General features: G+C 60.6%; 3 protein-coding genes. All 3 read right to left on the reverse strand.

Annotated features, from left to right (window positions below; genetic code table 11):
• Positions 1–14 precede the first annotated feature (14 nt).
• Genes PEL01S_RS03715 through PEL01S_RS03725 form a run of 3 tightly spaced genes read right to left on the reverse strand, consistent with a single transcriptional unit; the run spans position 15 to position 22,664 of the window.
• Complete coding sequence (locus PEL01S_RS03715) at positions 15–7,871, reverse strand: hybrid non-ribosomal peptide synthetase/type I polyketide synthase (RefSeq protein WP_127459324.1); 7,857 nt, start codon at positions 7,869–7,871, stop codon at positions 15–17.
• A gap of 46 nt (positions 7,872–7,917) precedes the next feature.
• Positions 7,918–15,363, reverse strand: coding sequence for a non-ribosomal peptide synthetase/type I polyketide synthase (locus tag PEL01S_RS03720; RefSeq protein ID WP_127459325.1), 7,446 nt, complete (start codon positions 15,361–15,363; stop codon positions 7,918–7,920).
• Complete coding sequence (locus PEL01S_RS03725) at positions 15,360–22,664, reverse strand: non-ribosomal peptide synthetase (protein WP_127459326.1); 7,305 nt, start codon at positions 22,662–22,664, stop codon at positions 15,360–15,362. The genes PEL01S_RS03720 and PEL01S_RS03725 overlap by 4 nt, the downstream gene beginning before the upstream one ends.
• Between the last annotated feature and the right edge of the window lie 12 nt (positions 22,665–22,676).

Consider the following 22,676-nt stretch of genomic DNA (forward strand, 5'->3'; position numbering starts at 1 on the left):
TCATGATCGGAGCCCTATAAAAGCTCGCTGACTTGTTCATCCGTCATCGATTCCAGTTTTTCGATCAACAGCGCTTCAATGGCCTCGGCAACCTCTGCGACCGTCGGATGCTCGAAAAAGAGCTTCAGCGGAAATTCGATCGGAAACCGGCTGTTCACCCACGAAATCACTTGCGTAGCCAGCAGAGAATGGCCGCCAAGATTGAAAAAGTCGTCATGAATGCCAATCGGTTCCATGCCGAGCAGCTCGGACCAAGCGTCCGCAAGCTGCTGCTCCATATCATGACGGGGGGCAACCAGTGGTACGGGCAGCGCCGGACGGGGACGGAGCGCCAGATTGCCCTTATCCGGGCCTGCCTGCTCTGCCTGCCGGCTGTGGCTCTGTAAAGCGTAGGCCCGCCGAGCGGCAAAGTCCGCCGTTGAAACAAGACAGTGTGAACTGTTTCCGCAGGCCATCAGCTTCGTCCATAACCGGACTCCTTCCTCGGGACGAATGGCCAGTCTTGCCAGTTCGCTCACTCTTCCTTCCCGATCGGAGGAGACGGGTCCCGAGGTCCAGGCATCCCATTGAATGCAGCGCCAGCGGGAATCTGTCAGCTCATTGTGCCTGCGCACGAACGCCTCCGTATAAGCAGCCGCAGCGGCATGAAGCGATAAACCCAAGCCTCCGAGCTCGGAAGCAATGGAGGACTGGATGAAGCAAAATTCCGGCCGATACGGTGCCAAAGCCCGTTCCAGCTCGTCCAAGCCCTGTGCTGTCCGGTCAAGCTCGGCTTCGACGGCCTGCCCATCCAATTCGCTCGCGGCGGCAAAAGTCATTTCTTCCGAGGACCAATCCGCATAGAGGACGCCGGTAAGCTCCCCGAACAGAGCTGCCGCTTGGTCCACAGCCTCTGTCAGCGCTCTCTGCTTCGGGGAGGCAATGGGGATAAAATGAACCTCCGCCCCCAGCTCCTCCAGCCGCAGTGCATGAGCCGCAGCCTGCCGAGCCTTATCGCCGGCGGGTATTTCGCCGTTCGCAATCGCAGGCCAGACGGCTTTGTCCGGCATGACCGGCTGCTCGTTTATGATGACGATCCGCTTTAGCCCCGGATCGGGCGACGGTTGAACCAGATATTGAGCGAAGGCTTGCATTTTTCGATCGAACGGGCCGATGAGAAGATAGGTACCGGCGGTATGCGCAATTTCATTGTCCGCATCTTGCCGATTTGCATGTACAGGCTCGTATTCGCGCATCCACCGCTGATTTCCGCGATAAATGCGCGGACTTCCCGCCGGGGCGGACATAAAGTCCTCCAAAATGGCGTCTGCCATAGCTGCTGCCTGCGAACGACGGTTCGGCATGAGCGCATCCGCCAGATGAAACGCGGACAGCGCATGCTCCTGCATCCAGACTTGGCCAAGCCCGGCGACCATCATCCGTTCGGGCCGAACGTCCGTTTCGCCCGCAATATTGTAAAGCCCCTCCGTAACGACACACAAATGGGCTGAATTTCCAGCGGCACCGGCATGAGCCTGCAGCGCCCTGGACAGCTGCAAAAAGCTGGTCACGCCGCCAAAGGAGGAATCCTCTTGTGTCCACGAGCAGCATGAGCAGAGAACCCGCGTCGGCCCTTCACCCACAGCCAGAGCGTCGAAGAGCAGCGCGTACTGTTCGGGCCGAGCCGGGTTCAAGCCGTACAACCGCTCGCTCAGCCGTTCGAAGCCCGCAGCTTCCCGAATCCGAACGACAGGCTGGTTGGCATGCTCAAGCCGCTCCGCCAGTACATCCATCCAGCCTCCGCGCTCCTCCTCGAAGACAACCCACAACCCGCTGCGCTCCTTGGGATGCCACGTGGAGATAGACGTTGTCGGACGGAACATGGGCTCGTAGAGCCATTGCTCCGGCTCCAATCGTTCCAGCCCGCGGCCGCGAACTGCAGAAGCTGCCGCAGAGGTCAAGCGCGGCTCGATCCAGTACCGCTGACGTTCGAACGGATACGTCGGCAGCTCGACCCGATTGCGTACCCGGTTGCCGTGCAGCGCTTTCCAGGCGATGCTCTGCCCACCGCTCCACAGCTCCGCCACGCTTTCCAGCCACTGCCGCCGCTCTCCGGCTCCGGTTCTGCCCGGCGGCAGCGTACGCACGCCGCGGTGCTCCGCTCCCCAGCGGACCGATTGCCGCATCAAGCTCGTCAGCGTCTGGCCCGGGCCCACTTCAATCACCACCGCATTCGGGTACCGCTCCAGCACGCACTCCGCGTTTTCCGCAAACTTCACCGTATGCCGCGCGTGGGACACCCAATACGCCGCGCTTCCTGCCTGCTCCGCCGTGATCCACTCCCCCGTCTCGTTAGACACGTAAGGAATTCGCGGCGCGCTCAGCTTCACCCGCTGTAACGCCGCTTCCAGCTCGCCCAGCGCCGGCTCCATCCGCGAGGAATGGAACGCCCCGCCTGTCCGCAGCCGCCGGCATTCGACGCCAGCGGATTGCAGACGGGCCATCAGCTCTTCCACCTCTTCGGCTGCCCCCGTCACCACGCTCATCTTCGGGCCGTTGACCGCCGCAATTTCCAGCGTGCCCTTCAATTGCTCCGTCAGCTCCGCCGTATTCGCGCCGACCGCCGCCATCGCTCCCGCTTCGCACTGGTGCATCAGGCGGCCGCGGACGCTCACCAGCTCCAACCCTTCCTCCAGGCTAAATACCCCGGCCAAGCACGCCGCCGTATATTCTCCCAGACTGTGTCCGATCAGCGCTGCCGGCTTCACGCCTACGCTCATCCACAGCCGGGCGAGCGCGTATTCCGCCACGAACAGCGCCGGCTGCGTCAGCCACGTCTCCTCCAGCCGCTCCGCTTCGAAGCCTTCTCTTCCCAGCAGCGCATCCCGCACGTCCATTCCGAGATGCGGCATGAGCAGTTCGGCGCAGCGGTCCACCGTTTCCCGGTACACCGGCTCCTGCTCGTACAATTCCGCGCCCATGCCGGCATATTGGCTCCCTTGTCCCGGAAAAGCGAAAACGACGGGACGCTCTCCCGCATCCGCCAAACCGGTGCGCACCGCTCTCGCGTCTTCTCCCCGCAGGGCGCTGAGCGCCTGCTCCGCGCTGCTGCACACGGCGCTCCAGCGGTGACCGAACGCCTTGCGGCCCTGCTGCAGCGTGAACGCTACGTCGGAGAGCTTCGCCGACGGGTCCGCCTCCAGATGCGCCGCCAGCCGCTCGCGCATCGCCTGCAGCGCCGATGGCGTCCGGGCCGACAGCACCAGCACTTCCTCGGCCGACGCAGCGTCGGAGGCCCGCTGTGCAGGAGCTTCTTCCACGATGACGTGCGCGTTCGTCCCTCCGATGCCGAAGGAACTCACCCCTGCCCGGCGAGGCTGTCCCGGACTGCCGCCGTTCCACGGCCGGGCCCGGTCTACGACGTAAAACGGGCTGTTTGCCCAATCGACCGCCGGATTGCCTTTCGTATAATACAGGCTTGCCGGGAGCAGGCCACTGCGCATCGACAGCGCAACCTTGATCAGGCTCGCTATCCCAGCGGCCGCATCCAGATGCCCGACGTTCGTTTTAACCGAGCCGATCCCACACAGGGGGCCGTCTGCGAATGGGCCGAACACTTCGGTCAGCGCTGCCAGCTCGATCGGATCGCCCAGCGGCGTCCCTGTCCCGTGAGCCTCGACGTACGAGATGCTCTCCGCTCCGACGCCCGCGGCGTCCAGCGCCATCCGGATCACTTCCGCTTGTCCCCCGACGCTTGGGGCCGTATACCCGACCTTGCGCCCTCCGTCGTTGTTGATCGCCGATCCTTTGATCACCGCATGAACCGTATCTCCGTCCCGCAGCGCTTCGTCCAGCCGTTTGAGCACGACGACGCCTGCACCGTTGGCAAAGACCGTGCCGTCCGCTTCCGCATCGAACGCTTTGCAAGAGCCGTCCGCCGAAACAATGGAGCCTTCCCGGTATACATATCCCGTTGTCTGCGGCACTTTTATCGTAACGCCTCCCGCCAGCGCCATATCGCATTCGCCTGCAAGCAGCGCCTGCGCGGCGGTATGTACGGCGACCAGTGACGTCGAGCACGCCGTCTGCACAGTGACCCCGGGGCCATGAAGATCCAGCTTGTAAGCCACCCGGGTCGCAAGGTAGCTCTCCTGGTTCGCCGTGCTCGCTGCAAACATGCCTGCCGGGTCCGCCGGGTCAAGACGCGGAAGAAGCGAACACAACAGATAGGTGCTCTGCGTCGTGCCCGCGTAGACGCCGACCGCTCCTTCGCTGCTGCCGGGAGCATACCCGGCCCGTTCCAGCGCTTCCCATGCGCACTCCAGAAACACCCGGTGCTGGGGATCGAGCATTTCCGCTTCGCCTGGTGTGTATCCGAAAAATGCGGCGTCAAACAACTCGATCCCTTCCACCGTCCCGCCGCAGTTTACAAAATGCCGGTCCTCGCGCATCCGCGCGGGTACTCCCGCGTTCTCCAGCTCCTCTTTCGAGAAGCTGCGGATTCCGCACTCGCTTTGGAGCAGATTCGTCCAGAACGCCTCGATCCCGTCTGCGCCGGGAAATCGGCCGGACATGCCGATAATCGCGATATCCGCCGCATCGTTCGGCGGGCCTGAATACTCCGCCGAGGCCGAGCTCCGCTTGCGTGCGCGGCGGGAGCTGCTACCGGCGCTTTGACCCGCCAAGTGGCTCGCAAGCTCGGCCACCGTCGGGTATTGGAACAGCTCGACGACGCTTAACTCGCGGGACAGCTCCAAGCTAAGCCGATCCCGCACCTCGATCAGGAGCAGCGAATGGCCGCCTAGATCAAAGAAATTATCGTGAAGGCCCACGCGATCCGTCTGAAGCGCCTGCCGCCAGACCGACGAGATGCGCCGCTCCATGTCCGTGGCCGGAGGAACGAATCCGGGAGAAGCAGAGGCCGAAGCTTCCGTCCAAGCCGGTAGCGCCCGGCGGTCGATCTTGCCTGTAGCCGTAAGCGGCAAAGCCTCCAGCGGAACGAATAGCGCAGGAACCATATGCTCGGGCAGATGCTCGCGCAAATATCCGCGCAGCCCGGCCGGGTCCCACGGCTCGTCCTCCTGCACCACATAGGCGACCAAGCGCTCGGCTTTGCCGTTCTTCTCTGCCGCGGCAACCACGGCGTTACGCACGGCCGGGTGGCGGATCAGCACCGACTCGATCTCACTCAACTCGACGCGCATGCCGCGAATTTTAATTTGCTGATCCCGTCTGCCTTCGAAAAGGAGCGTACCGTCCGGAAGCCTCCTGCCGATATCCCCGGTCCGATACAGGCGTTCACCCGGACCCGCACTGAACGGATCGTCAATAAACCGCTCTGCTGTCCAATCCGGACGATGGAGGTACCCTCGCGCCAAGCCGGCGCCGCCGACGCAAATTTCGCCGGCCACTCCGGGCGGCACGAGCTGAAGCCGCTCATCCACCAGACATACCCGCATATTGCGCAAGGGCCGTCCGATCGGCACGCCTGCGCCTTGGGGCGATGATGTCATCGCGTGATAGGTCGCGTCCGCCGCCACTTCCGAGGAGCCGTAAATGTTGATAAGCGTTCGTCCCGGCAGCAGCTCGAAGAATCGCTCGCACAAGGCTTGTGGTAGCGCTTCTCCGCTGACGGACCAATAGCGCAGACGCTCCAGGAACTCTTTTCGACGGGCGCAAGCTTCGAGCACAACCCTCAGCAGCGAGGGAACCATGACGATGCGCGAGATGCGGTGCTTGGCCAAAGCATCCACCAGCACCTCCGGGTCCTGAAGCGCCATCTGCGGCAAAATAACGGCCGGCACTCCGCGCAGGAGCGGACCGAACGTCTCAGCCACCGCATCCACAAACGTAAGCGCCGCCTGGTGACAGCAAACCTCGTCTTCGGCATACGGGTACGTTTCCCAGCCCCAGCGAAGACGGTTCAGGATTCCCCGGTGCAGACCGACGACTCCTTTGGGGGCTCCCGTAGACCCCGAGGTAAAAATGACGTAGGCCGCGCTATCCCCATGAATGTCGGGGGCCGGAGGATTGTGATCGTACCGCTCCGGAAGCTCCCCTAACGAATCCGCCGTCAGAAGACGGTAATCCCCTGTGGGCACCTTCGCCGCGAGAAACGATTGAGTCACCACCAAGGGCGCTCCGGTCTCCTGCAAAATCAGCCGCATCCGATCGGCGGGATATCCCGGATCGAGCGGCACATAGGCGCCACCCGCTTTGAGAATGCCCAGCAGCGCGGCTGTCCGCTCGATTCCCCGCTCCATGCATACGCCGACGAAAACCTCGGGCGCGACGCCGGCAGACAACAGCTCCCATGCGATCCGGTTCGCCATCCGGTTTAGCATCCCGTAGGAGACGCGCCTCCCGTCTTCTATTAAGGCTATGCGGTCTTCACCGGATTGAACCTGCCGGTCGAACAGCTCCAGAAGTGAGACTTCCTCATCCTCGGCCGCCGTCAGCGGGCGGTGCCAGTCTTCCAGCGCCTGACGCTCCTCTTCCAGTGTCAAGAGCGGCAGAGTGCCGATCGGGCGAAGCGGGTCGGCCGCGGCGGCGGCCAACAGAACGCGGTAACGCTCCAGCAGCCTTTCCGCCGTTTCCGCGTCAAACAGGTCCTTGCGGTACTCCAGCACAACGGATAACTCCGATTCCGTCTCCTCCACATAGAGGGTCATATCGAATTTGGCGGACGTTCCCTGCATGCCCACCGGAGATAGCCGCAATCCGGGAAGATCCGGGAGCGACGCCGGGACCGTCTGGACCGCCATGACCTGAAACAGCGGGGACGCATCCAAAGAACGCTGCGGCTGAAGCTCTTCGACGATCCGCTCAAAAGGCACGTCTTGATGAGCCAAAGCTTCGACCATCGTATCCTTCACCTGCGAGAGCAGGCTCCGGAAGCTAAGCTCCCCGGAAACGCGCACCCGCAAAGCAACCGGGTTTACAAAAAGTCCGACGACACCTGCCGTTCCGCTTTCATTCCGGTTGGCCGACGGACAACCGAGAACGATGTCCTCTTGGCCTGTATATCTGGCAAGCAGAGCGTAAAATCCGGACAAAGCCGTCATAAAGACGCTCGCTCCCCGTTCTCTGGCCAGCCCCTTGAGCTTTTCGCTCACCTCCCGAGGCAGCTTAAGCGGCACCATGGCGCCGGAAGTCGACTGCACGGCCGGCCGCGGACGGTCGGTAGGCAGAGCCAGCAAAGACGGGCTGTTGCGAAGCTTCTCGGTCCAATAAGACAGCCTCCGCTTGAATGCATCTCCGTCCAGCGCTTCGCGCTGATGCTGGGCATATTCCCCGTAGGTAAACGGCAGAGGCGCCAGCTTTGGCGCTTCTCCCCGGACGTAAGCCCGGTAGCACGTTTCAATTTCCCGGATGAGCAGTCCAAGGGTCCAACCGTCGGAGATCAGATGGTGCAGGGTCAGCAGGAGGACGCCTTCCTCTTGGTCCAGCAGCACCCAATGGGCGCGCACCAGCCGATCCCGGGCGATGTCAAAAGGCTTGTCCGTTTCGGCCAGAAGCAGCCGTGATAGCTCCGCTTCCTTTTCTTTTGGGGCCCATGAACTCAAATCCGTTTCGGGCAATGGAAAGGAAACGATGTCGGCAGGCGGGTCCACATGCTGTACCGCTTTTCCGTTCTCGTTCCGAAACCGGGTACGCAAGCTCTCGTGCCGCCGGACGAGATGCCGCATGCACTTTGCGAACACCTCCCGGTCGAAGGCCCCTTCCATGCGGATGGCCGTTGTGATAAGGTAAGCCGTATTGCCGGGTGCCATCTGTTCCAAAAACCACAGCCGCTGCTGCGGCAGGCTAAGGGGGTACTGCCGCGGTTGCGTTTCCCGTTCCTGCAGCAGACGCGCCAACCGAAGACGTTTCTCGTCCGTACTGCGTTCCATAGTTCCCACTTCCCATCCCTTCGTCTCCCACAAAAATTGAGGCAAGTCACTCCGTGTCGAACACGGAAGTTCCTTTGCGGGGCTCCGCTTCCATCTGTTTCAGCAGCGCATCGATCTCTTCATCGCTCATGCTGTCCATCCGCTCCAGCAAGTCCGCAGGGTCTTCCAGCTCCAGAGCATTCTCTATCATCTTCTCTTCGGCCACCGCTTGATGCTCCTCAACCAGAGAAGCCAAATGAGCGACGCACGGATGCTCGAAAAATCGGGGCGATTGGATGTCGACCCCCAGACTTTGCTTCACCTCCGCCGCCATTTGCACGATCAAGAGCGAATGACCGCCCAAATCGAAAAAGTCATCTAGCGTTCCGATCTGTTCAACCCCGAGCAACTTCTGCCATATGCCCGCCAATCGCTCTTCGAGCGCATTTTCCGGCGGCTTGTAAGGTGTCGCCAGTTGAGGACGCGGATACAGTTGCTCGGCCGCTTCCGCAGCAGATTCTGTTTTTACCGCCCCTGCCGTCGCCACCTCTTCCGCCGCGCCGTGTAACGCTTGCCGTCCGCTTGCAGCTCCGGAGGAAAACGCCGTCAGGCGCGGCTCAATCCAGTACCGCTGACGCTCGAACGGATACGTCGGCAGCTCGACCCGATTGCGTACCCGGTTGCCGTGCAGCGCTTTCCAGGCGATGCTCTGCCCACCGCTCCACAGCTCCGCCACGCTTTCCAGCCACTGCCGCCGCTCTCCGGCTCCGGTTCTGCCCGGCGGCAGCGTACGCACGCCGCGGTGCTCCGCTCCCCAGCGGACCGACTGCCGCATCAAGCTCGTCAGCGTCTGGCCTGGGCCCACTTCGATCACCACCGCATTCGGGTACCGCTCCAACACGCGCTCCGCATTTTCCGCAAACCTTACCGTATGCCGCGCATGGGACACCCAATAAGCCGCGCTTCCCGCCTGCTCCGCCGTGATCCAATCCCCGGACACGTTAGACACGTAAGGAACTTGCGGCGCACTCAGCTTTATCCGCTGCAACGCCGCTTCCAGCTCACCCAGCGCCGGCTCCATCCGCGAGGAATGGAACGCCCCGCCAGTCCGCAGCCGCCGGCATTCGACGCCAGCCGATTGCAGACGAGCCATCAGCTCTTCCACCTCTTCGGACGCCCCCGTCACCACGCACATCTTTGGGGCGTTGACCGCCGCGATTTCCAACGTCCCCTTCAATTGCCCCGTCAGCTCCGCCGCATTCGCGTTAACCGCCGCCATCGCTCCCGCTTCGCACCGGTGCATCAGTCGGCCGCGGCCGCTCACCAGCTCCAGCCCTTCCTCCAGGCTGAATACCCCGGCGATACACGCCGCCGTATACTCGCCCAGACTATGCCCGATCATCGCGACCGGCTTCACGCCTACGCTCATCCACAGCCGGGCCAGCGCATATTCCGCCACGAACAGCGCCGGCTGCGTCAGCCACGTCTCCTCCAGCCGTTCCGCTTCGAAGCCTTCTCTTCCCAGCAGCGCATCCCGCACGTCCATTCCGAGTTGCGGCATGAGCAGCTCGGCGCAGCGGTCCACCGTTTCCCGGTACACCGGCTCCTGCGTGTACAGCTCGGTGCCCATCCCGGCATATTGGCTCCCTTGTCCCGGAAAAGCGAAGACGACGGGACGCTCTCCCGCATCCGCCAGACCGGTGCGCACCGCTCTCGCGTCTTCGCCCCGCAGGGCGTTCAGCGCCTGCTCCGCGCTACCGCACACGGCGCTCCAGCGATGACCGAACGCTTTGCGGCCCTGCTGCAGCGTGAAAGCTACGTCGGAGAGCTTCGCCGACGGTTCCGCCTCCAGATGCGCCGCCAGCCGCTCGCGCATCGCCTGCAGCGCCGATGGCGTCCGGGCCGACAGCACCAGCACTTCCTCGGCCGCCGCAGCGTCGGAAGCCCGCTGTGCAGGCGCTTCTTCCACGATGACGTGCGCGTTCGTCCCTCCGATGCCGAAGGAGCTGACCCCTGCCCGGCGGGGCTGTCCCGGACTGCCGCCGTTCCACGGCCGGGCCCGGTCTACGACGTAAAACGGGCTGTTTGCCCAATCGACCGCCGGGTTGCCCTTCGTATAATGCAGACTTGCCGGCAGCACCCCATTGCGCAGCGACAGCGCAACCTTGATCAGGCTCGCCGCCCCGGCGGCCGCATCCAGATGCCCGACGTTCGTTTTGACCGAGCCGATCCCGCACCGGGGTCCGTCTGCGGATGGGCCGAACACTTCGGTCAGCGCCGCCAGTTCGATCGGATCGCCCAGCGGCGTCCCTGTCCCGTGAGCCTCGACGTACGAGATGCTCTCCGCTCCGATGCCCGCGGCGTCCAGCGCCATCCGGATCACTTCCGCTTGACCCCCGATGCTTGGGGCCGTATACCCGACCTTGCGTCCTCCGTCGTTGTTGATCGCCGATCCTTTGATCACCGCATGAACCGTATCCCCGTCCCGCAGCGCCTCGTCCCGCAGCTTGAGCACGACGACGCCCACGCCGCTTCCCGCAACTGTCCCTTTCGCTTGGGCGTCAAACGCCCGGCAGTGTCCGTCCGGGGAGAAAATGCCGCCCTCGCGGTAAACATAACCCTGCTCGTGGGGCACGGTAATCGTCGCGCCGCCTGCGATCGCCATCCCGCATTCACCGCGGGACAACGCTTGGCACGCAAGATGAACCGCCACCAGAGAAGTCGAGCAGGCTGTCTGTACCGAGAGGCTCGGTCCCGTTAAATTCAATTTGTAGGCGGTACGCGTTGCAAGATGATCTTTATCGTTAGCGATGAGCGCTTGATAACCGGTTACCGGATCAGCGGGGTCGATATGGGGAAGCAGCCCAAACAGCAAGTATGTGCTAATGCCCGCCCCTGCATAAACGCCTACGGGAACGCCTCCTCCGGACGGATCGTACCCCGCCTTTTCCATTGCTTCCCAGGCGCATTCCAGAAACAACCGCTGCTGCGGATCAAGCATCTCCGCTTCCCTCGGACTGTAGCCGAAGAAGCCGGCGTCAAACCATTCGATGCCATCAATTGTACCCCGGGCCGGCACGTATTCCGGTCGGGTCAACAGCTCCCTTGGAAGACCGCTCGCTTCCAGCATGTCCGGCGTAAATCGGCGGATCGATTCGACCTCGTTCGCCAGATTGGTCCAGAACGACTCGATATCGGACGCCCCCGGAAATCTCCCCGACATGCCGATAATGGCGACCGCTTGTCCGCCGGGGTCAACCACCGCTTTTGGGACTGTCTGCTCCGCCCGATTTTCCGCCTCCTCCGTATTTTCCTTCGAAGAAGCAGTTAACCGCTGCGCCAACAAACGAACGGTCGGGTATTCGAACAATTCCAACAGTTCCATATCGGCGGACAGCTCGCTTCTTAGCCGGGCATGAACCTGGGTAAGCAGCAAGGAATGGCCTCCGATATCGAAGAAATTGTCGTCAAGCCCGACGCTGCCCGTTCCCAGCAAGTCTTTCCAGATGGAAGCTACCGCACGCTCGACGGCGGTCTGAGGAAGCTGCTGCGCGGCGGTCCCTTGTGCCCGAACCTCCTCGGGAGCCGGAAGCCGCTGGCGGTCGACCTTCCCGTGCGGTGTCAGCGGCAGACGATCCAGCAAGACGACGTGCGATGGAACCATATACCGCGGAAGCCTTTGCTCGGCATATACGCGAACTTCCTGCGCATTCATCGGGGGTAGCGGAGTCATCCACCGTCTCACGACGGTTTCTTTGGGCTCACGGGTCGCATAAAGGTAGTAAATGTTCTGCGTCACGTCGAGAGACCAGTCTTTCTCCGCAATTACTTGAAACCCGTGCCGCTTCAGCAGCTCCATGACCCATTGGAGGCGATCGTTCACGTCATGAAGCTCCAGGACGACCTGTCCGATTTTCGGCCAATCTTCGGCATCAATCCCCTGGAGCACGGCAAGCTCCGCCTTCTCCACGTTGATCTTTAACAGGTCGATTCGCTCCACCCGATGCTCACGGATCACATCCGACAGCCTGCGGACGGGAACGGTCAGCTGTACGCTCTTCAAACGGTCGTCCAGAATGGCCTCGACGGCATCGTCCAGCTCCCGCGAAGGTTTCTCGTTACGCCGGATGAAGGAGCGGACCAGCTCCTTTTCTTCCTCTGTGTCCGTATGCAGCCCTGATAAGAAAGAGAATTTGGGATAAAAAGTAAACTCCGCCTCCCCTTCCTCCGCAGCGAGGGCACAATCCATGATCGTGGCCTCCGCCCCGTACAAGCGGGCGTTTAGAATCGTCAATTCCCGCACGTACGGATTCGGTTCGAAGGCAAAAATGCGAACGCCCGGCGCTTGCATGTGCGCCTGCAGAGTAAACATTCCGATATTGGCGCCTACGTCAAAAATCACGTGGCCTTCGTCAACCGAAATGCCGTGACGAAGATAAGCCAGATTTTCAAAAATATCGCGGTACAAAAAATTCGTCTCGTTTTTATTCAGCTGCACCACGGCCAAGCCGTTATTCAGCAGATGGCGCGTATGTCCAGAAGCCATCGGCGCACGCTGGACCGAAGGCACGACATAGGCGGCCAAAGCAGGCTGTCCCGCTTCGTCTTCGCGGACCATGACGCACGCTTGCTCGATATCCGGATGACCGGCAAGCACGGATTCGATTTCCTCGGGCTCGATTCGAAACCCCCGGATTTTGACTTGGAAGTCGGTCCGGCCCAAATAAGCGAACGATCCGTCGGCCCGCCGTTTTCCGATATCTCCGGTCCGGTACATCCGGGCGCCTTCCTGAGCGGAAAAGCGGTCCGGCCAAAATTTCTCCGCTGTCAAATCCGGACGGCCCAGGTAGCCTTCGGATACGCCGGAGCCGCCGATCCAGATCTCGCCGGGAATTCCTAGCGGAACCGGCTTTTGACGGGAATCGAGCAAATAAATCGCGACGTTGCGCAGCGGGCGGCCGAGCGATGGAAGCTCGCTTTCCCGAATCCGGCAAACGGTGGCATCTACCGTGCATTCCGTCGGTCCGTATAAGTTGTAAAACTCGATGCCTTTGGCTTCCCGCATCGCCTGCCATGTCGACTCCTCGATCGGCTCCCCGCCGATCAGCCCCAGCAGCGGGCGCGTTCCCTGACGCTCCAGCAGCCCGAACTGCATCAGCAGGCGGCATTGCGAAGGGGTACAGTCAAAAGCGTCGATCTCCTGTTCCCGAAGGTAAGCCACGAAAGCCGCGCCGTCCAACCGAATGTCCTCCGGGATGATATGTAAGGTGCGGCCCCGGAGCAACTGAATAATTTGTTTCACCGACGTATCGAACGATAAGGAGCCGTTCACCACTACTTGCCCTACTCCCGGATGATGGCGGTAAATCGCTTCCTCCAGGGCCTCACCTAAATGAAACAAGGAGCGGTGCGTGACGACAACCCCGCGGGGCTGGCCTGTCGAGCCCGAGGTATAGATCACGTAGACCGGATCTTCCGGCCTAGCCAAGCTTTCCGGGTTATGCTCCGGTTCTTCAGCCAGTGAGGCTTCCCCGGCCCCTAAATAAATTCTGACCGCCAAACTGCCGTCCATTTTGCCTGCCGAAGCCTCGTCGGTCAAAATCACACTCGGGGAAGCGTCTTGAAGCATATAATGGATGCGTTCCTCCGGGTACGAAGGATCGATCGGCACATAGGCGCCGCCGGCTTTTACGATTCCGATCAAGCCTACGATCGCTTCGATCGAACGTCCGACGCACAGACCTACCCGCACTCCGCGATCTACGCCATGCTTCCGCAAACGATGAGCCAAGCGATTCGCGCGGCAGTTCAGTTCCCGGAACGTCAGCCGCTCGTTTTTGCAGACGAGAGCTGTTCTGCCGGGATGTGCTTCAGCCGCCGCTTCAAACAGCTCCGGGAACGTGCGTTCCTGCGTCCAAGCGGCCCCGGTCGCATTCCATTCCTCCAGCATCCGGTGCTCGGCGGGTGTGAGCAGCGGCAGCTCGGAAAGAGGAGCTTGCGGATTGTGAACGATTCCCTCCAACAGCACTTCCAAATGCCCAATCATCCGGCGGATGGTGGACGAATCGAACAAATCCGTCGCATACTCAAGGGCCCCCTCTAATCCGCGCTCCGTGGAAGTCAGCAGGAGCACAATATCGAAGCGGGAAGTGCCGAGCGGAATATGGATCGACGAAGTCCGCAGCCCGGGCAACCGGATCAAGGAAGACGACACTGTCTCGAATAAGAAAAGCACCTGGAAAAGGGGAGAATGGCTTCTGCTCCGCTCCGGCTGGACTTCCTCCACCAGCTTGTCGAAAGGAAAGTCCTGATGGTCGAACGCTTCGACCGCAGTGTCGCGCACCCGTTCCAGCAATTCAAGAAAAGTCGGGTCTCCCGATACCTGTGTGCGCATCACCAGTGTGTTCATAAAAGTGCCGATTACTTTTTCCAGACCGGTGATCCCGCGTGTGGACACCGGAGTGGCCAGCACAATTTCATCCTGCGACGTATATCTTGCCAAGAGCACGTTCACGGCTGTCAATACGGTCATGAACGTTGTCACGCCCTGTTGGCGGCTCAAAGCAGTCAGCGCCTCGGCCAGCGAAGCCGGAAAGACGAAAGTTTCCATGTCCCCCTTGAAGCTCTGCCGGGCCGGACGCGGATGGTCCGTAGGCAGCTCCAGGGGAGGCAGCTGGGCCAGCTTTTGATGCCAGTACGTCCGCTGGGCCTGCAAAGCATCCGTCTCCACCCAGCGGCGCTGCCAATAAGCGAAATCCGCATATTGAATTTCCAGATCGGACAGCGGCGACGCCTCCCCCGCTGAAAATGCCCCGTACAGCTCCGAAAGCTCGCTGCCCAGAATGCCCATCGACCATCCGTCGGTTACAAGATGGTGCAGATTTAACGCAAGGATGTACGCTTCGTCCTCCAGCCGGATCAGCTTCGAACGAATGAGCGGTCCCGATGCGATGTCAAAAGGACGGCGCGCCTCTTGTACGGCCAATTCCAGCGCACGGCGCTCGCGCCGTTCCGCCGGCTCCTCCCTGAGGTCCGTACGCTCCAATTTCAACAGCATCGATTCCGCAATATGCTGCACCGGCTTCCCGTTCGAAGACGGAAACGTCGCCCGCAGCGCTTCATGCCGCCGGATGATTTCGTTCAAGCAGCGCTCCAGTATGTCGGCATCCAGCGCCCCTTCGATCCGGACGGTCATCGGCACGTTGTATGAGATATTGGTAGGGTCCATCTGCTGCATAAACCACAGTCTCTGTTGAGCGAAGGAAAGCGGCATTTCGCCATGACGGGCTATCGGGGCAAGCGGCAGGCCCGACAGCCCGCCGCCGCCTTTTTCCCCGAGCAGGTAAGCCAGCAGCATATCCTTGTGAGCCTGAAGCTCGGTGCGCAGCTCCGGCGTTAGTGTCCCTTTGGGCGCCCGAAACCGCAATTTTCCTTCTTCGGCCCATAGCTCGATACCCCGTTCGCGGAAACGGTCTACTATGTCGCGTATATGGCTTGTATTGGTATCGTTCATTCCAGCACGCCTTCCTCCCAATCGTTTTCGTTCCCGTCCTCTTCCAGACGGCTGGTCCGGACTTCCGGCACACCGCCGAGCAGGGAATGCACCAGCACATGCCGGTCTTTCAATTTGAACACCCCACGAATGGAAGCAAAATCGATCGTGCCGACCGGATGCAGACCAAGCCCTGCCGCCGCCGCCTCAGACATGAGCAGTTGCCCCATATAACCCGCTTCCAGAGTGCATAGACGCTCGGCCTGATCTCCGTACATCGGTCCGATCGCGTCCAGATCGGCGATCAGGAATACCGAGAAGGCCGCCTGCTCGAATACGGGCTGGTAGACGAACGGGACGTGAATGTCTTTGCTGAACCGGGCTTCCGGCGACAGAAGCAGCAGCCTGTTCTTGGATGGATCGTAATAATACACGCCTTCATCCAAGCCTTCTATGCGTTCGCCGTGAACGTACAAGTACGTCTGGACCGCATAAAGCTCGCCAAAGGATGGATGCTGCCGAACGCCTTTACCGTGCGAATCATCGTGGCGCAGCGCTTGCAGCAATCCCGCCAATCGGCCAAAAGGCATCGGCTCCTGAGCATAATAACGGCACGGCTCCAGCGCAACGAATTCGGCCGCTGTTTCTTCGCTAGGGCAGGCCGTCAAGTCGATCGCCGGGGCGTACGGTTCCGAACGCAGCCAGTGGCGGCGCTGTTTGAAACGTTCGCGTTCTTCGGGATCTACGATCACTTCGTACGAAGCGGCGAAGGATTCCATTGGTGTCCGCTCGGCGGCCGGCCGAGGCAGTTTGCTTGCGTCCGCTGCATGGTTATGCATTCGGGCCACATACGATTGCGTCACATCGCCGACCGTCGGACGACGGTAAAATTCATCGAATTTCATTCGCAAGCCGAACGCTTTCTCCAAAGCATTGGCCATTCGAACGACATCCATCGAGGTAACGCCGATCGCCAGAAGATTGGTGTCCTCCGCCAAATCGTCGAGTTGCAAGGACGCTTTGACAATCGCCATAATTCGTTCTCGATCCGTTACGTTCTCCCCGCGTGCTTCCGTTCCGGAGGTCTGACCGGACATTTCGGGACTAGGCAGCGCCTTGACATCCAGCTTCCCGTTTGCGGTCATCGGCCACTGCTCCAGAATGAAGACGGCAGCAGGAACCATATAATCCGGAAGCTTGCCGCTCAGAAATGTCCGCAGGTGTTGGCCGTCGATCTTATGCAGTTCGCTGGAGTGAAGCAGCACGTAACCTACAACCGCGGCATCGCCGGACGGCCCCCGTTTTACCGCCACAAACGCTTCCTTGACGGCCTCATGCCCCCGCAGCGCTTGCTCGATCTCGCCAAGCTCGATTCGATAGCCTCGGATTTTGACCTGGGCATCCTCGCGTCCCAGAAACTCAAGATCGCCGCTTGGCAAATAACGCGCCAGGTCTCCCGTCCGATACAAGCGTTCCCCCGTTGCCGGATGCCGAAGGAAGCTGGAAGCCGTTTTGTCCGCATCGCGCCAATATTCGCGAGCTAATCCGACCCCGCCGATGTACAGGTGCCCCGGCACCCAGACGGGACGATGCTCCAGCTTCTCGTCAAGAACATAGAGCCGCTGGTTCGCCATCGGACGGCCGTACGGGATGCTTCGCCAAGCCGGATCGACCGTTCCGATGGGATACAGAACCGACCAAATCGAAGCTTCCGTCGCTCCTCCCAGGCTCACGATCTCCACGCCCGGCGCGGCGATTGCACGAATTCTTTCCGGCAAACCGACCGGAATCCAGTCACCGCTCAGCATAATCAGCCTCAGGCAATCCGGTAACCGCCGCGACGTCGCAGCCGCATAATCGACCAGCAGCCCCAACAAGGCCGGAACCGAGTTCCAGACGGTAACCTGACATTCATGCATCCGCTCCAGCCAATGGGCCGGATCTTTCAGACCGCCGACAGACGGATAGACGACAGTACCGCCCGCTTGGAGCAGGCCGGCCAGATCGAATACCGATAAGTCGAAGCTTAACGAAGAGAGTGCCAACACCCGGTCTTGCGCACCGATCCGTAAGCGGGAACGTAAATCCTCCAGCGTATTTCTGGCGCTTCCGTGCGTAATGGCGACGCCTTTAGGCATCCCGGTCGATCCGGACGTGTAAATAATGTAGGCCAAATCATCTTCCGAGGCCGCCGTCATCGCCTCAGACTTGGGAGCTTCATCCGCATGAGGCTTCGGTCCGTCTACACAATATCGTTCTACCCCGTCCGGCCATTGGACGGTGGTATCTACCTTCGATTGCGTAATGGCAAAACGAACTTCTCCGCTCTCCAGCAGCAGACGGATACGCTCCGCCGGCAGCCCCGGATCGATAGGCAGATAAGGAGCATGTGCGCGCAAAATTCCAAGGACGGCCGCCGCTTGCTCCCACCCTTTCTCCATCACCACCGCCACGGGACGATTCGGCACTGCCCCACGGCCGATAAGCCAGTCGGCCAGGCTGTCCGCAAGTCGCGCCAGCTCACCGTAGGTCAGTGTCATCCCCGGGGCCAGCACGGCCGCGTCTTCCGGGTGAAGGGACGCCTGCTCGAAGAACGGCTCGTGAAGCAGGCCGCGGGGCAGTTCCGTCTCTGTCGCATTGACGCTGCCAATCCGCTCCAGTTGACTCGCGGGCGCCAATGGCCCGACAGGCTCGCTCCACGCCTCCGCCTCATCCGTCAACCGTCTGAGCAGCGAACAATAGGCTGCAAACATATCGTCGATCATTTCCGGCGGGAACATGTCCTCCGCTACGTCCCAATGGAAGCGCAGCATGCCGGCATCCTCGTATACCTGATGATCCAGATACACTTGCGGGGTTTGGCTGACCCCGTACACCACTTCGCCCAAGCCCCTCATCACGGAGGCATCCAGGCCATCCGTCTTCGTCAAGGTGCTCGTAAAAACTACCGGCATCGCCGCACTGGAGCTGTCGAGATTGGCGCGAGCGTAATCGCGCAGCACTTGAATGCCGCTGTAGGAGCGATGCTCAAGATCTTCCCACAGCTGCTGTTGAATGGTCTTCACCCTTGTCCCGAACGCAGCCTGGCCGGAATAGTTCACCTCAAGCAGCGTTAAAGTCGTAAAATCGCCGACGATCCGGTTCACATCCGGATGCAAAGGAAGCCGGTTGAACAGCGTTAAATTGATCGTAAATCTCGGTTTTTTGCTCCAGGCGGCCAGCACTTCGCTGAAGGCTCCCAGCAAAATCGCCGAAGGCGTAACGGCAAAACGTCCGCCATACCCGCAGAGCCTGCGCCAATCTTCCGGGCTAAGGAAGGCTGCCAGACGGCGAAACCTCGGCGCCTGCAAGGAACCTGCCGAGCGGGCAAGCGGCAGCTCCGGCGCCGGCGGCAGCTCGGGAACCCGGGCCGCCCAATAAGCTTTTGAACGCGTATACGCTTCGGACTCGAGCACCTGCCGCTCGGCCAGTACGTAGTCGCGGAATGTCAACCCCAGCGGAGGCAGGGTTGCCTGCGGATCGCGCATAAGCTGATTGAGCTCCTGAAGCAGAACGTACCAGCTTTGCGCGTCCCCGATTAAAAGATCCACGCTGAAATGCAGGCGGAGTCTCTCGTTGGCAAGAAGCGTCGCACTGATATCGAAAAGCGGGTAGCGATCGGCCGGAGCATGGCGATGGGAAAGCTCGCTCCGGATCTCGAGAAGCTCGCGATCCGCCTCTTCCGGAAGCAGATGGCGCAAATCCCGGCAGTTGACTTCATAAGGCGGGACTTCCCGAACAATCTGCTGCATGCCGTCGGTGCGGACAATGGCCCGCATCATCGGATGACGGCGGATCAGCACGTTCAAGGCTTGATTCAAGCGTAAAATGGAAAGTGCCGAGGCATCGATTTCGATATAAAGGTGCGCTCCTACATTGCCCAGTTCAAAGTCTGCGCTGCGGCCGATCCAATAAGCCTGCTGCACCTCATTGAGCGGGAACGGCTCGTACAAATGCTCCGCATACGGAACAACCGGTTGCCAAGCATCTCCCCCGGAAGGCTCGGGCGACCCGGAACAAGACTCTGCAGCCGCAGTCGTATCCAGGCAGGCCGACAGCTCGGCAATCGTCGGCGCCGTGATCAACTGGCGCAGCGCACATTCGACCTTTAAAACCTCCCGAATTTGGGCAACCAGCCGAATGGCCAGCAGAGAGTGTCCGCCCAATTCAAAAAAGCTGTCCTCGATTCCGATCTCCTCGGTCCCGAGCAGTTCGCTCCAGATGCGGACCAACGTCCGCTCCAGAGCTGTCCGGGGAGCTGTTCGGGGCTTGTCCTTGTCCCATTGCACGGCGTCGGGCGAAGGCAGAGAGCCGCGATCGGTCTTTCCGTTGCTGAGCAGCGGAATACGCTCCAGCTCGATGAACAAGGAAGGAATCATATACACCGGTAAAGCTTGCCGGATATGTTCGCGCAGATCGGCAACCGATACCGTTGCACCCGGCTCCCTCACCCAATACGCGATAAGTCTGGAGCTGCCCGACGCATCGGGCTGCGCGATCAGGACGGCGTCGCGCACGCTCTCATGCTGCCCCAAGACGGCTTCGATCTCTCCCAACTCGATTCGGAAGCCCCGGACCTTCACCTGATAGTCGGTGCGCCCGAGGAACTCCAGCGCACCGTCCGCCCGGAAGCGTGCCAGATCGCCGGTACGATACAAGCGGGCTCCTGGTGTGTCTGTATACGGATCGGGCAAAAAACGTTCCTTCGTCAGTTCTTCCCGATTCCAATAACCGCGGGCTACCCCTACTCCGCCGATGTACAGTTCCCCGGTCACCCCGACCGGCACACGATGGCCTTGGGCATCCAGTACGTACATTTGCATATTGGCAATGGGTCGTCCGATCGGCACTTCCGATTCGCCCTTCGAACATTCCCACCAGCTGGCTTCGACGGCGGCTTCCGTCGGTCCGTAAAGATTGATCAAGCGGACGCCGAGCCTTTCCATACCATCCTGCGCGATGTCCGGAGCGAGCGCTTCGCCTGTGCAATAGACCTGCTTAAGCGAGGCGCAGCGGCTCAAATCCCGTTCTTGCAGGAAAATCCGCAGCATGGATGGCACGAAGTGAGCCACGGTGATCCCATGCTTTGCGATGAAATCAACCAGGTACGCGCTGTCCGCGTGTCCGCCCGGTCTGGCGATCATCAACCGCGCACCCGTAATTAACGGCCAGAACAATTCCCAGATGGAGACGTCAAACGTGTACGGCGTTTTTTGGATGACTCGGTCGTCGGACTCCAGCCGGAACGTTTCAAGCATCCAGTGCATTCGGTTGCAAATTCCCCGGTGTTCGTTCATGACCCCTTTGGGCTTGCCCGTCGAACCGGACGTATAAATGACATAAGCCAAATGCTCCGGCCTCACGCCGGACTCCGGCGGCAGTACGCTTTCCTGCGAAATCTTGTCCTTCCATTCGGTATCGAGCGCAACGACAGGCACTCCCGTTTCCGGCAGTCCGGTTAACAAATGCGATTGCGTAAGAAGGATAGGCACTTGCGAGTCTTCCATCATAAAGCGGATGCGATCCGGCGGATAATCCGGGCCGATCGGTACATACGCTCCGCCCGCCTTAAGCGTGCCCAGAATGCCGATAACAAGCTCGATCGAACGGTCCAGAAGCAGCCCTACTGTCCGTTCCGGTCCGATTCCTCTCCCTCTCAGATGGTGGGCCAACTGATTGCTTCGCTGCTCCAGCTCCAGATAGGTCAGCCTCTTGCCTTCAAACTCGAGGGCTACGGCATCCGGCGTGCGGCGAACCTGAGCCTCGAACAGTTCATGAAGCAGCCAAGGACCGTCATAATCGGACGACGTGGCGTTCCAGGTGCGAAAATGAGTCAGTTCCTCTTCGCTTAGCAGCGGCAGTTCACTTATAGGCAGATCGGCGTTCCATGCAATCGCCGTAAGCAGCGTTTGCCAATGGCCCGACATGCGGGTCACCGTAGATTCGTCGAACAGATCGCTGTTGTACTCGATCTCGAGCTCCATCCCCTCGCCGCGGGGCGTGATCTGGAAGGTAAGATCGAATTTGGAGGTCCCGCAGTCCACCGGGATTTGCCGTATGGTCAGGTCGGCCAGCTCCAGCGGAGGCATCGGCGCGTTTTGGAAAAAGAAGGCTACTTGAAAGAACGGATTATGGCTCATATGCCGTTCCGGCTGCAGCTCCTCAACCAATTTTTCAAACGGCACGTCTTGATGCTCAAAAGCTTCCAGCGCCGTCGTGCGAACCTGATTCAGCAATTCGTTGAAGGAAAGCTCGGGCGAAAGTTCGGCACGCATCACCAGCGTATTCATAAATACGCCGATCAGGCCTTCCATTTCCGAATATTTCCGGTTTGCGACGGGGCAGCCGATCCGGATGGTGCTTTGATTGGAATAGCGGTACAGCAGCGCATGCAGACCGGCCAGCAGGAGCATAAACAAAGTGGCGTTTCCTCCCCGGGCGGTATCCTCCAGCTTTTGCTGGAGGCCGGTTGGCAGCATCATGCGGTATTTGGCGCCCCGGTACCGTTGGAACGGCGGCCGGCGGCGGTCGGTGGGAAGCGCAATGGAAGTATTGTCGCGACCCAGCTTGTTTTTCCAGTAAGCCAGCTGCCCCTGCAGCTCGCCTGCTTCATACTTGTGGCGCTGCCAATGAGCATAATCCGCATACTGGATGGGCAGTTCGGGTAACGGCGATTCATTCCCCTGTTTCAACGCGTCATAGAGAGCGGCCAGTTCCTTCACGAATACGCCGAGCGACCATCCGTCCGAGACCATATGGTGCATAACCACGACGAAGAGATGCTCTTCCGGGGCCATTCGCACGACCAGTCCCCGAAGCAAAGGCGCTTCCCCCAGGTGAAACGGACGGCTGGCCTCCTCCTGTACGATCCTCTCGGCTTCCTTGGACTTTTCAGGCTCCGGCAGTGCGCTGAAATCGATAAACGACAGCCGGAATTCCCCCGTGGATACGAGACGCTGAACCGCTTGGCCTTCTTCTTCGATAAAGGCGGTTCGAAGCACTTCATGACGGCGGACAATCTCGCTCAAGCTGCGCTCCAGCGCTCGAAGGTCCAACGTACCGGTTAAATGCAGCACTCCCGGAACGTTATAGAACGGATTGTCCGGATCAAGCAGCCACATGAACCACAGCCGCTGCTGAGCCAAGGAGAGACCCGTCTCGCCTTCCGTATGATCACGGCGCGGAATGGTGGTCGTCCCCTTTTTCTTACTGCCGATGCGCTCCAGCACCCGATTCAGCTGCGCTTGCGACAATGCTTTCATCTTCTGTGAGGAATCGTTCACGGTTCTCCCCCC

The organism is Paenibacillus elgii NBRC 100335, from assembly GCF_004000865.1.
Lineage (GTDB): Bacteria > Bacillota > Bacilli > Paenibacillales > NBRC-103111 > Paenibacillus_G > Paenibacillus_G elgii.

What these genes read in the sequence shown, in the direction of transcription:
- PEL01S_RS03715 (WP_127459324.1), bottom strand. Translation starts at nt 7,871, where the DNA reads ATGGAACGCAGTACGGACGAGAAACGTCTTCGGTTGGCGCGTCTGCTG.
- PEL01S_RS03720 (WP_127459325.1), bottom strand. Translation starts at nt 15,363, where the DNA reads ATGAACGATACCAATACAAGCCATATACGCGACATAGTAGACCGTTTC.